Below are 14136 nucleotides of genomic sequence, written 5' to 3'. Positions count from 1 at the left end.
CCCCCCGCCGACCGCGTGACGCCCCCACGGTCGGCGCGGCCCGGCGTGCCGTGCGCGTACGCCCGCCCACACTCTCGGAGGTAACCCCATGTCCCGTCGCGACGGCGACGTCCTTCCCCTGACAGCGGCCCAGCGCGAGATCTGGCTCGCCGAGCAGCGCTCCCGGACGCCGATCCCGGGCTACCGCGTCGGCGAGTGCCTGGAGATCCACGGGCCGGTGGACCGGGAGCTCTTCGAGGCCGCGCTGCGCCGGGTCGTCGACGAGGTCGACGCCCTGCACGTGACCTTCGTCGACGACGGCGACGGCCCGCGCCAGGTCCTCCGGGAGAGCTGGGACTGGGCACCCGTCCACCTCGACCTCAGCGGGGAGCCCGACCCCCGGGCGGCGGCCGTGGAGTGGATGGAGCGGGACCTGCTGCGCCCGCTGGACCTCACCCGTGACCCGCTGTTCGGCCACGCGCTGGTCAAGGCGTCGCCGACCGAGTACCTCTGGTACCTGAACTACCACCACGTGGTGCTGGACGCGATCAGCAGCTCCATGCTCCGGCAGCGGGTCGGCGAGGTGTACTCGGCGCTGGCCGGGGGCGGCACCGTGCCGCCCTGCCCGTTCGGCCCGCTGCGGGACCTGGTCGACAGCGACACCGCCTACCGGGCGTCCGGCGACTTCGCCGCCGACCGCGCCTACTGGACGGAACGCTTCGCCGACCTGCCCGCCCCGACCCGGCTCGGCGCCGCGCCCGCGACCGACCCGCACCGCGCCCTCCGGCTGGCCGGGGAACGGGAACTGCGCCGCCCGGACGCCCTGCGGGCGGCCGCGGAACGCTCCGGCGTCCGGTGGTCCCGGCTGCTGGTCGCGGCGACGGCGCTCTACGCCCACCGGCTGACCGGCAACCGGGACGTGGTGCTCGCCCTGCCCGTCACCGCCCGCCGCGGCGCCGACCGCGACCTGACGGCGGTGCCGGGCACGATGTCCAACGTGGTGCCGCTGCGGCTGACCGTGCGGCCGGACATGCCGTGGGGGGAACTCGTCACCCAGGCGGCGCGGGAGGTCGGGACGGCCGTCGCGCACGAGCGCTACCGCAGCGAGGACCTGCTGCGGGACCTCGGCGCCCCGGGCGGCATCGGGACGGCCTTCCCGCTGATCGTCAACGTCATGGCCTTCAACTCCCGGCCGAGCTTCGCCGGGCACCCGGCCTCCGTGCACCACTTCGTGTCCGGGTCGACCACCGACCTCGCCGTCTGGGTCTTCGACTACCGCGACGGCAACCCGCCGCTGCTCCGGCTGCACGGCTCGCCGGAGGCCTACGGCGACGGGGACCTCGCCGCCCACCAGCAGCGACTGCTCGCGCTGCTGGACACCCTCGCGGACTGCGACCCGGACGAGCCGGTCGGCCGGATCGACCTGCTCGGCGCCGAGGAGCACCGAGAGCTGGCGCGGCTCGGCACCGGACCGGTGGCGCAGGCCCCGGCCACGAGCCTGCCGGAACTGTTCCGGGAGCACGTGCGGGCGACCCCGGACCTGGTCGCGCTGGTCTGCGGGGACGTCTCGCTGACGTACGCGGAGCTGGACGCGCGGGCCAACCGGCTGGCGCACGCCCTGATCGCCCGAGGGGCCGGCCCGGAGCGGCTGGTGGCGGTGGCCCTGCCGAGGTCCGCCGAGCTGGTGGTGGCGATCCTCGCGGTGCTGAAGTGCGGTGCGGCGTACGTCCCGGTCGACCCGGAGTACCCGGCCGCCCGGATCGCCCACCTGCTCGACGACGCCCGCCCGGCGCTGGTGGTGACCGCGTCCGGCAGCGCTGAGCGGCTGCCCGAGGCCGGGCCCGTCGACCGGTTGGTGCTCGACGACCCGGAGACGGCCGCCCTGGTGGCGGGCTTCCCGGCGGCCGACCCGCTGGTGGCCGTCGACCGGGCCCACCCTGCGTACGTCATCCACACCTCCGGATCCACCGGACGGCCCAAGGGCGTGCTGCCGACCCACGGCGGCCTGCTCAACCTGCTCACCGATCTCCGGCAGGCCCACCTCCCGCCGGTGCCGGGGGAGCGGCGCCGACGGGTGGCCCTGACCACCTCGGTGTCCTTCGACGCTTCCTGGAACCAGCTGCTCGCGCTGTTCGCGGGCCACGAGCTGCACGTCCTGGACCACGCCACCTGGACGGAACCGGACGCCTTCGTCGGCTACGCGGCGCGATGCGGGCTGGACTACGTCGAGGCCACCCCGTCCTACCTCCAAGTGCTCCTCTCCCACGGGCTGTTGAGCGGTGCGCAGCACCGCCCGGCGCTGGTCGCAGCGGGCGGCGAGGCCGTACCGGAGCGGCTGTGGGAGCAACTGCGGGCGGCCGAGGGCGTGTCCTGCCTCAACCTCTACGGACCGTCGGAGTGCACCGTCAACCCGGTGACCGCGTCCGTGGCCTCGAGCCCGCGTCCGGTCATCGGGCGGCCCGCCACCAACGTCCGGCTGTACGTGCTCGACGGCGCGCTGCGGCGGCTGCCGGCCGGTATGCCGGGTGAGCTGTACATCGCGGGGGAGTGCCTCGCCCGCGGCTACCTGGACCGGCCCGGGCTGACCGCCGAGCGGTTCGTGGCGGACCCGTTCGGTCCGACCGGTTCGCGGATGTACCGCACCGGGGACCTGGTGCGCTGGGACCCGGCCGGGAACCTGGAGTTCCTCGGCCGCACGGACGACCAGGTCAAGATCCGCGGCTTCCGGGTCGAACCCGGCGAGATCGAGGCCGTCCTCGCCGAGCACCCGCAGGTCGCCCGGGCAGCCGTCGTGGTGCGCGCCGAGGGCGAGCCCCGGCTCGTCGCCTACACCGTGCCCGAGCGAGGTGCCACGGTGACCGACACCGCGCTGCGCCGGCACCTGCGGGAACGGCTGCCCAAGCACATGGTGCCGTCGGCGTTCGTGGTGCTGGACGCGCTGCCGCTGACCCCGAACGGCAAGCTCGACCGGCAGGCCCTGCCGACCCCCGACCGGCAGCCCGCAGGCCCCGGCCGCGCTCCGCGCACCGCGACCGAGCAGCTGCTCGCCGGGCTGTTCGCCGAGGTGCTCGGTGCGCCCGGAGTCAGCGCCGACGACGACTTCTTCGACCTCGGCGGGCACTCGCTGCTGGCCACCCGGCTGGTCGCCCGGGCGCGGTCGGTGCTGGGCGTGGAACTGCGGCTGGGTGACCTGTTCGACGCTCCGACGGTGGCCGGACTGGCCGCGGCGGTGGACGTCGCGGGCCGGGCGCGCCCGGCGCTGGGGCGGCGCGAGCGACCTGAGACGGTCCCGTTGTCCTCCGCCCAGCGACGGCTGTGGTTCCTGCACCGCATGGAGGGCCCGAGTGCCACCTACAACATCCCGCTGGCCCTGCGGCTGAGCGGATGCCTGGACCAGCGGGCCCTGGAGACCGCCCTGGCGGATCTGGCCGAGCGGCACGAGAGCCTGCGCACCGTCTTCCCGACGGCCGACGGCGTGCCGTGCCAGCGGGTGTTGGACCCCGAAGCGGCCCGGCCGCGGCTGCGGGTCACCGAGCTCGGCGAGCGCGAGCTGCCCGACCGGCTGGCACAGGCGGCCCGGTACGGCTTCGACCTCGCCGAGGAACCACCGCTGCACTCCGAGCTCTTCCGGCTGGCGGACGAGGAGCACGTGCTGCTGCTGGTGGTGCACCACATCGCCGGTGACGGCTGGTCGGCGGGCCCGCTCCTGCGGGACCTGACGACCGCCTACACGGCCCGCGCCGAGGGCGCGAAGCCGGAATGGTCGCCGCTGCCCGTCCAGTACGCCGACTACGCCCTCTGGCAGCGGGAGCTGCTCGGCGACGGCTCGGACCCGGACAGCCTGCTGAGCAGTCAACTCAGCTACTGGAGGGAGCGGTTGGCCGACCTTCCGGAGCAGGTCGAGCTGCCCTTCGACCGGCCCAGGCCGGCCGCGACGTCCCACCGGGGTGCCCACCTGCCGGTGCGGATCGACCCGGAGCTGCACCAGGGCCTGCACGCACTCGCCCGCGACGGCGGCGCCAGCCTCTTCATGGTGCTCCAGGCCGGACTGGCCGCCCTGCTGGGCAAGCTCGGCGCCGGAACCGACGTCCCGATCGGCACCCCGATCGCCGGGCGCACCGACGAGGCCCTGGACGACCTGGTCGGCTTCTTCGTCAACAACCTGGTGCTGCGCACCGACCTCTCCGGCGACCCGACCTTCACCGAGCTGCTCGGCCGGGTGCGCGCCGACGCTCTGGCCGCCTACGCCCACCAGGACCTGCCGTTCGAGCAGCTGGTGGAGGCGCTCAACCCGACCCGGTCGCTCTCCCACCACCCGCTGTTCCAGACCATGCTCGCCCTGCAGAACGCGCCGCTCGGCACCCTCGACCTGCCCGGGCTGCGCGTGGAGAGCGACCTGGTCCACACCGGGACGGCCAAGTGCGACCTGACCTTCGTCCTGGCCGAACGGCCCGGCGGGGACGGCCTGTCGGGCGTGGTCGAGTACAGCACCGACCTGTTCGACGCGGCCACCGTGACCGGGATCGTCGAGCGCTGGCTGCGGCTGCTGCGCGCCGTCGTCGCCGACCCAGGCCGGCGGATCGGCCGGGTGGACGTGCTGTCCGCCGAGGAGCGCGGCGCGCTGCTCCCGGCCCGTACCGGCCGGGCCGAAGAGCCGCCGGAGAGCGGCCTGCCCGCGCTGTTCGAGCGGCAGGTCCGGGAGAACCCGGCCGCCGTCGCCCTCGCGGACGGCGAAGTCACCCTGACCTACGGCGAGTTGAACGCACGCGCCAACCGGCTCGCGCACGCCCTGATCGACCGGGGGGTGGGACCGGAGCAGCTGGTGGCGCTGGCCCTGCCGCGGTCGGCGGAGCTGGTCGTGGCGGTGCTCGCCGTGCTGAAGGCGGGCGGCGCCTACCTCCCGGTGGACCCGCAGTACCCGGCCGCCCGGATCGGCTACCTGCTCCGGGACGGCCGGCCGGCGCTGCTGGTGACCACCGGCACGGCCGGTGAGCTGCCGGGAGCGGACGACGTGGACCGGCTGCTGCTGGACACCGCCGACCTGGACGGACACCCGGACACCGACCCGCAGGTCGAGATCGACCCGGCTCACCCGGCGTACGTCATCCACACCTCCGGCTCCACCGGCGACCCCAAGGGTGTCGTGGTCCCGCACCGGAACGTGGTGCGGCTGTTCCGGACCACGGAGGAGCTGTTCGGGTTCACCGCCGAGGACGTCTGGACGCTCTTCCACTCCTACGCCTTCGACTTCTCGGTGTGGGAGCTGTGGGGCGCGCTGCTGCACGGCGGCCGGCTGGTCGTCGTGGACCACGAGACCAGCCGCTCGCCCGGCCGCTTCCTGGAACTGCTCGCCCGCGAGCGGGTGACGGTGCTCAACCAGACGCCCTCCGCCTTCTACCAGCTCATGCAGGCAGACGCCGACGCTCCCGGGACCGGCCGTGAACTCGCCCTGCGCACCGTGGTGTTCGGCGGCGAGGCGCTGGAGCACGCCCGACTGGCGGACTGGTACCAGCGGCACCCGGAGGACGCGCCGCGGCTGGTCAACATGTACGGCATCACCGAGACCACGGTGCACGTCACCCACGCGGCGCTCGGCGCGTCCGGCACGGCGGCCGGGCAGATCGGCACGGCCCTGCCGGACCTGCGCACGTACGTCCTCGACGGCGGCCTGCGGCCGGTGGCCCCGGGCGTCGCGGGGGAGCTGTACGTCGCGGGCCCCGGCCTGGCGCGCGGCTACCTGAACCGACCCGGCCTGACCGCCGGGCGCTTCGTCGCCGACCCGTTCGGGCCGCCGGGCGCCCGGATGTACCGCAGCGGCGACGTGGTGCGCCGGGCTGCGGACGGCAGCCTGCGCTACGTCGGCCGGGCCGACCAGCAGGTGAAGGTGCGCGGCTTCCGCGTCGAGCTCGGCGAGATCGAGGCGGCCCTCGCCGCGCACCCGGCCGTCGCCCAGACGGCCGTCCTGGCCCGGCGGGACCACGCCGACGACACCCGGCTGGTCGCCTACCTGGTGCCCGCCGCGGACGCCGCCCCGCGCCCGGCCGAGCTGCGCGGCCACCTCGCTTCGCGGCTGCCGGAGTACATGGTGCCCTCGGCCTTCGTGCTGCTGGACGCGCTGCCGCTGACCACCAACGGCAAGCTGGACCACCGGGCCCTGCCCGCCCCCGACTCCGCCCCCGCCGCCACCGGCCGCGCGCCGCGCACCCCGCAGGAGCAGGTGCTCTGCGAACTGTTCGCCGAGGTGCTCGGCGTGGCCCCGGTCGGCGTCGAGGACGGCTTCTTCGACCTCGGCGGCCACTCCCTGCTGGCCACCCGGCTGGCCGCCCGGATCCGCGCCACCCTCGGCGTGGAGATGGCGCTGCGCACGCTGTTCGAGGCACCGACCCCGGCCGGCCTGGCAGCCGCCCTGGTGGCGGCCGGACCGGCGCAGGCCGCCCTGGTACGGCGTGAGCGCCCCGAGCGGATTCCGCTGTCGTTCGCCCAGCGGCGGCTCTGGTTCCTGCACCAGCTGGAGGGCAGCACCGCCAACTACCACATCTCCCTGGCCTGGCGGCTGTCCGGAGCCCTGGACCGGCGGGCCCTGGAAGCCGCGTTGGCGGACGTGGTCGAGCGCCACGAGAGCCTGCGCACCGTCTTCCCGCTGTTCGACGGCACGCCGTACCAGCAGGTGCTGGACGCCGTGGCGGCCCGCCCGGGTCTGACCGTGAGCCGGACCGTCGAGGCCGAGCTGTCCGGTGCGCTGGCGGCGGCGAAGGACCGCCCCTTCGACCTGGCGGTCGACCTGCCGCTGCGCGTCGAGCTGTTCGAGCTGGCGCCGGACGAGCACGTTCTCCAGCTGGTGCTCCATCACATCGCGGGCGACGGCTGGTCGCTGAGTCCGCTCGCCCAGTGCCTGGCGGCCGCCTATGCGGCGCGCTGCCGCGGCGGGGCGCCGCAGTGGGCGGAACTGCCGGTCCAGTACGTCGACTACACCCTGTGGCAACACGAGTTGCTGGGCGATGCCGCGGACGGTGAGAGCCTGTTCGCCCGTCATGCGGCCTACTGGAAGCAACAGTTGTCGGGCATGCCGGAGCGGATCCAGCTGCCCACCGACCGGCCCCGCCCGGCCGTCGCCTCGCACCGGGGCGGGTCCGTGTACGCCGGGCTGGACGTTGAGCTGCACCGCGGTCTGCGCGAGCTCGCCCGCGCGCACGGGGCCAGTCTGTTCATGGTGCTCCAGGCGGGACTGGCCGCGCTGCTGAACAAACTCGGCGCGGGCGACGACATCCCGGTCGGCAGCCTCACCGCCGGGCGCATCGACGAGGCCGTGGACGACCTGGTTGGCTTCTTCGTCAACACCCTGGTGCTGCGTACCGACACCTCGGGTGACCCGACCTTCGCGGAACTCCTCGCGAGGGTCCGGGACACCGCGCTCGCCGGCTACGCGCACCAGGACATGCCGTTCGAATACCTGGTCGAGGTCCTCAACCCGTCCCGGTCGCTCTCCCACCATCCGCTGTTCCAGATCATGCTGGTGCTGCAGGACAACGCGCGGGCCGAGTTCGCCCCACCCGGTCTGCGTGTCGACGAGCTGGAACTGACCACCGCCACCGCCAAGTTCGACCTGGTTCTCTCACTGGCCGAGCGGCGGGCCGAGGACGGCTCCCCTGCCGGGATCGACGCCTTCGTGCAGTTCGCGAGTGATCTGTACGACGCCGCCACCGTCGAGAAGATGGTCGCGCGCCTGGTCCGGCTGCTGAGCGCGGCCGTCGCCGACCCGCAGCGCCGACTCGGCGGCATCGATCTGCTCTCCGACGGGGAACGCCGCGAGTTGCTGCCCGTACCCGGGGGCGGGGCGATCACCGCGAGCCTGCCGGCGATGTTCACGGCGCAGGTGGCGGCCACTCCCGAGGCCGTCGCGCTGGTCTCCGCGGGCGTGGAGTTGACGTACCGCCAACTGGACCAGCTGGCTAACCGGTTCGCACACTCGCTCATCGCGCAGGGTGTGGGGCCGGAACAGATCGTGGCGGTGGCGCTGCCCCGGTCGGTCGAATTCGTGGTGGCCGTCCTGGGCGTCCTGAAGACGGGAGCCGCCTACCTGCCGGTGGACCAGGGGTACCCGGAGTCGCGGATCGCGTTCATGCTGGAGGACGCCCGCCCGACCGTGGTGGTCGACGACCCGACCACGGTCACCGAGGCGTCCGAGTGGCCGGAGACCGATCCCGCCGTCGTGGTGGACCCCCGTCACTCGGCGTACGTGATCTACACGTCAGGCTCGACCGGCCGCCCCAAGGGCGTGGTGGTGAGTCACGAGGGTCTGCGTGGAATGGTGGCCGCGCAGGTCGAACGGCTCGGCATCGCGGCCGACAGCCGGGTACTGCAGTTCTCCTCGCCGAGCTTCGACGTCTCGCTGTGGGACCTGTGCGGTGCCCTGCTCACCGGAGCCGCCCTGGTTCCGGCGCCTGCGACCGAGCCGGTCGCCGCGTTGACCGACCCGAGCCTCGCACTCACCCATGCGACGGTGCCGCCGTCGGTGCTCGCGGCGCTGTCGCCGGACACGGTGGCCGTGCCGGTGCTGGCGGTGGCGGGCGAGGCGTGCCCGCCGGAACTGGTCGCGCGGTGGGCGCCCGGCCGGCGGATGGTCAACGCGTACGGTCCGACCGAGACGACGGTCATCGCCACGATCAGCGAGCCGCTGTCGCCCGGAGCGGGCGTGCCGCCGATCGGCCGCGCCGTCGCCGGCTTCCGCGCGTACGTGCTGGACCAGCGGCTGGGTCTGGTGCCGGCGGGTGTGACCGGGGAGCTGTACGTAACCGGCCCGGGCCTGGCGCGCGGCTACCTGAACCGGCCCGGACTCACCGCCGGTCGGTTCGTGGCCTGCCCGTTCGGCCCCGCCGGTGCGCGGATGTACCGCACCGGCGACCTGGTGCGTCGACGCGCCGACGGTCAGCTGGAGTACGTCGGGCGCGCCGACGACCAGGTGAAGGTGCGCGGCTTCCGGATCGAACTCGGCGAGGTCGAGACGGCACTGGCCGAACACCCGCAGATCGGCCAGGTCGCCGTGATCGCGCGGAAGGACCGGGCCGAGGACACGCGCCTGGTCGCCTACCTCGTGCCCGTCAACGGGGTGACGCTCCGACCGGAGGGACTGCGGGCGTACCTGCGCGAGCGCTTGCCGGAGTACATGGTGCCCGCCGCATTCGTCCCCCTCGACGCCCTGCCGCTGAACACCAACGGCAAGCTCGACCGTCATGCCCTGCCCGCGCCGGACCTCACCGGGGCGCGAACGGGCCGAGCACCACGCACACCCCGGGAACAGGTGCTGGCCGAGCTGTTCGCCGAGGCGCTGGGCGTGCCGCAGGTCGGCCTCGACGACGACTTCTTCGACCTGGGCGGGCACTCCCTGCTCGCCACCCGGCTGGTGGCCCGAGTCCGGGCGACACTCGGCATCGAGCTGGCGCTGCACACCCTGTTCCGCACCCCGACGGTGGCCGGGCTGGCCGCCGGGCTGGGCGGCGCCGACCGCTCCCGGCTCGCCCTGGAGCGGGCGGAGCGGCCCGCGCTGGTGCCGCTGTCGTCCGCCCAGCGGAGGCTGTGGTTCCTGCGCCAGCTGGAGGGCGCCGACTCGGTCTACAACATGCCGCTCGCGTGGCGGCTCTCGGGGCCGCTCGACCTCGTGGCTCTGGAGACGGCGCTGGGCGATGTCGTGGACCGGCACGAGACCCTGCGCACGGTCTTCCCCGCGGCTGACGGCGAGCCGTACCAGCAGGTGCTCGCAGCCGAAGAGGTGCGGCCGGAAGTGAAGGTCACCCCGGCCGCCGAAGCGGCCCTGCCGGCCCTGCTGACCGGAGCTGCGGCACGCGGATTCGACCTCGCGGCCGAGCCGCCGCTGCGCGCAGAGGTGTTCGCGCTCTCGGCGGAGGAGCACGTGCTGCTCCTGGTGATGCACCACATCGCCGGGGACGGCTGGTCGCTGGGCCCGCTGGCGGCCGACCTGGCCACCGCGTACGCGGCGCGCCTGCGGGGAGAGGAACCGCAGTGGGCACCGCTGTCCGTGCAGTACGCCGACTACACCCTGTGGCAGCGTCGGCTGCTCGGCGACGCAGCCGACCCGGAAAGCCTGTTCGCCCGTCAGGTGGCGTACTGGACGCGGACGCTGGCGGACCTGCCGGAGCAGATCCGGCTCCCCGCCGACCGCCACCGCCCAGCGAACCCCTCCCACTCCGGCGGTCACCTCGCGGTCGAGCTGGACGCCGAACTGCACGCCGGGCTGGTCCGGCTGGGCCGGGAGCACGGTGCCAGCGTGTACATGGTGCTCCAGGCCGCCCTGGCGGCGCTGCTGGACAAGCTCGGTGCGGGCACGGACATCCCGGTCGGCAGCCTGATCGCCGGCCGGACCGACCAGGCACTGGACGACCTCGTCGGCTTCTTCGTCAACACCCTGGTGATCCGCACGGACACGAGCGGCGACCCGTCCTTCGCCGAGCTGTTGGGCCGGGTCCGGGAGGGTGCGCTCGGGGCGTACGCGCACCAGGACCTGCCGTTCGAGCACGTCGTCGAGGCACTCAACCCGTCCCGGTCCCTCGCCCGGCAGCCGCTGTTCCAGGTGCTGCTGGCGCTGCAGAACGTGCCCCGTACCGAGTTCGCGCTGAGCGGCCTGGCCGCCGAGATCGTCCTGGTGCGGACACCGACGGCGATGTTCGACCTCGGCTTCCACCTGCTGGAGCGCGGCGGCACGGGCGGGCCGGCCGAGGGCATCGTCGGGCGGGTCGAGTACAGCACCGACCTGTTCGACCACGCCACGGTGGAGACCCTGGTCGGGCGCTGGCTGCGGCTGCTGGCGGCCGTGGTCGCCGAGCCGGACCGGCCGCTCAGCCGGATCGAGGTCCTGACCGTCGAGGAGCGGCACGAGCTGCTGGTCGCCCGCAACGACACCGCGCGTCCCGTCCAGGCCGAGGGTCTGGCGGCCCTGTTCGAGGCGCAGGTCCGGGCGACCCCGCAGGCCGAGGCGGTGGTGTTCCAGGACACCGTGTTGAGCTACCGGGAGCTGAACGCCCGGGCCAACCGGCTGGCGCACGCGCTGATCGCGCGAGGGGTCGGGCCGGAGCAGGTCGTCGCGCTGCGGCTGCCGCGCTCCGCCGAGCTGGTGGTCGCCGTTCTCGCGGTGCTCAAGACGGGCGCGGCGTACCTGCCGGTCGACCCGGACTACCCGGCGGCGCGCATCGCCTTCATGCTGGACGACGCGCGCCCGGCCGTGGTGATCGACGACCGCGCGGCCGTCGCCCCTTCCGACGATCAGCAGGAGCACGACCCGGCCGTCGCCGTGGACCCGCGGCACCCGGCCTACGTCATCTACACCTCCGGCTCCACCGGACGCCCCAAGGCCGTGGTGATGCCCGCCGCCGGACTGCTCAACCTGCTGGCGTGGCACCACGAGGCCGTCGGCGGGGGACCCGGCACGCGCACCGCGCAGTTCACCGCGCTCAGCTTCGACGTCTCGGTGCAGGAGGTGCTCTCCGCGCTGCTGTACGGCAAGACGCTGGTGGTGCCGACCGAGGAACAGCGCCGCAGCGCCGAACTGTTCGCCCACTGGCTGGACCGGCACCGGGTCGGCGAGCTGTTCGCTCCCAACCTGGTGGTCGAGGCGCTGGCCGAGGCCGCCGAGGAGGCCGGGCTCGACCTGCCCGACCTGCGGCTGGTCGCCCAGGCCGGTGAGGCGATGCGCCTCGGCGGTGCCCTGCGGCGCTTCCGGGCCCGCAGGCCGGGCCGGGTGCTGCACAACCACTACGGGCCCGCCGAGACCCATGTGATCACCGCCTACCCGCTGCCGGCCGACCCGGCGGACTGCCCGCTTCCGGTGCCGATCGGCCGTCCGATCGCCAACTGCCGCGCGTACGTGCTGGATCCGGCGCTGCGACCGGTAGCCCCCGGCGTGCTGGGGGAGCTGTACCTCGCCGGGGCGGGGCTGGCGCGCGGCTACCTCAACCGGCGCGGGCTGACCGCCGGGCGCTTCGTCGCCGATCCGTACGGGCCGGCTGGTGCGCGGATGTACCGCACCGGCGACCTGGTGCGCTGGCGGGCCGACGGCGAGCTGGAGTTCGCCGGGCGGGCGGACCACCAGGTGAAGGTGCGCGGCTTCCGGATCGAACTCGGTGAGACCGAGGCCGAGTTGGCCGCTCACCCCGAGATCGTCCAGGTCGCGGTGCTCGCCCGAGAGGACCGGCCGGGCGACACCCGGATCGTGGCGTACGTCGTCCCCCAGGCCGGGTCCGGGGCGAGCGCCGCGGCGCTGGCGTCGTACCTGCGCGAGCGGGTGCCGGATCACCTGGTGCCCTCCGCGTTCGTGCTGGTGGATGCCCTGCCGCTGACGCCCAACGGCAAGCTGGACCGGGCGGCGCTGCCCGCCCCCGACCTCGGCTCGGTCGAGGCGGCCGGGCGGGCGCCGCGCACACCGCAGGAGCAGATCCTGTGCGAGCTGTTCGCCGCGGTGCTGGGCCTCGCGCGGGTCGGGGTCGACGAGGACTTCTTCGCGCTGGGCGGGCACTCCCTGCTCGCCACCCGGCTGGTCTCGCGGGTCCGGGCGACCCTCGGGGTCGAGCTGGAGCTGCGCAGCCTGTTCCGGACCCCGACGCCCGCCGGACTGGCGGCCGGGCTGCACGAAGCCGGTACCGCACGGCAGGCCCTGGTGCCCCGGCCCCGCCGCGACCCGATGCCGCTGTCGTTCGCCCAGCGCCGCCTCTGGTTCCTCCAGCAGTTCGGGGCGCTGAGTGCCACGTACCACCTGCCGCTGGCCCTGCGGCTGTCCGGCGAGCTCGACCGGACCGCGCTGGACGCCGCGCTCGCGGACGTGGTGGCCCGGCACGAGACCCTGCGCACGGTCTTCCCGCACACCGCCGGAGTTCCGTACCAGCGGGTGCTGGACGCCGCCGAGGCCGCCGTCCCGCTGACCGCGCGTGCGGCCGGCGAGGCGGAGGTGCCCGCGCTGCTGCGTGAAGCGGCGGTGCGCGGCTTCGACCTGACCTCGGAAGTGCCGCTGCGGGCCGAGCTGTTCGAGGTCGCGCCGGACGAGCACGTGCTGCTGCTGGTGATGCACCACATCGCCGGTGACGGCTGGTCCATGGGCCCGCTGACCCGCGACCTGGCCACCGCCTACACCGCCCGGCGGGGCGGCGGAGCGCCGGCCTGGCCGCCGCTGCCGGTGACCTACGGCGACTACACCCTGTGGCAGCACGAGGTCCTCGGCGACGAGCAGGACGCCGGCAGCGTGTTCGCCCGCCAGGTCGCCTACTGGAAGCGGCAGCTGTCTGATCTGCCGGAGCAGCTTCAGCTGCCTGCCGACCGGCCGCGCCCGGCCACCATGTCCTACGGCGGCGGCCTGCTGGAACTCCGAATCGACGCCGAACTGCACGCGGCGCTGGCGGAGTTGGCGCGACACGCTGGTGCGACCCTGTTCATGGTTCTGCAGGCCGCGCTCGCTGCGCTGTACACCCGGCTGGGGGCGGGCACGGACATCCCGATCGGCAGCCCGGTCGCCGGGCGGACCGACGAGGCCCTGGACGAGCTGGTCGGGTTCTTCATCAACACCCTGGTGCTGCGCACCGACACCAGTGGTGATCCGAGCTTCGCCGAACTGCTGGGCCGGGTGCGGGAGACGGCGCTGTCGGCGTACGCGCACCAGGACGTGCCGTTCGAGCACCTGGTGGAGGTGCTGAACCCGTCCCGCTCGCTGTCCCACCACCCGCTGTTCCAGACCGGTCTGGTGGTGCAGAACGCGCCTGGCGGCGACTTCGAGTTGCCGGGCCTGCGGGTCTCCGGAGTGACGGTGCTCACCGGGACCGCGCGGCTGGACCTGACTTTCGGGTTCGCGGAGGAGCACGGGCCCGACGGCGCGCCGGCCGGACTCAGCGGTGCGGTCGAGTACAGCACCGACCTGTTCGACCGTTCGACGGTCGAGGCCCTGGTCGCGCGGTGGCTGCGGCTGCTGGCCGCGGTCGCCGCCGCGCCGGACCGGCCGATCGGCGGGATCGACCTGCTCTCCGCCGAGGAGCGCCGCGAGCTGCTGCCCGCCGTCGGGGGCGGGGCTGCCGGGGCGAGCCTGCCGGAACTGTTCGCGGCGCAGGTGGCGCTGACGCCGGATGCGGTCGCCCTCGTCAGCGGTGGGCTTGAACTGACCTATCG

The 14136-nt window shown here is 74.4% G+C and carries 1 protein-coding gene; it reads left to right on the top strand.

The genetic code is table 11. The features are described 5' to 3' along the window. Positions 1-88: 88 nt before the first annotated feature. The coding region (locus tag ACFV1W_RS22680) for an amino acid adenylation domain-containing protein (RefSeq protein WP_380419027.1) at positions 89-14136 on the top strand (14048 nt) is incomplete at its 3' end.

The organism is Kitasatospora sp. NPDC059648, from assembly GCF_042734825.1.
Classification (GTDB): domain Bacteria; phylum Actinomycetota; class Actinomycetes; order Streptomycetales; family Streptomycetaceae; genus Kitasatospora.
Note: the sequence above shows the minus strand (reverse complement) of the source record. Positions and strands in the feature narration are given on the sequence as shown.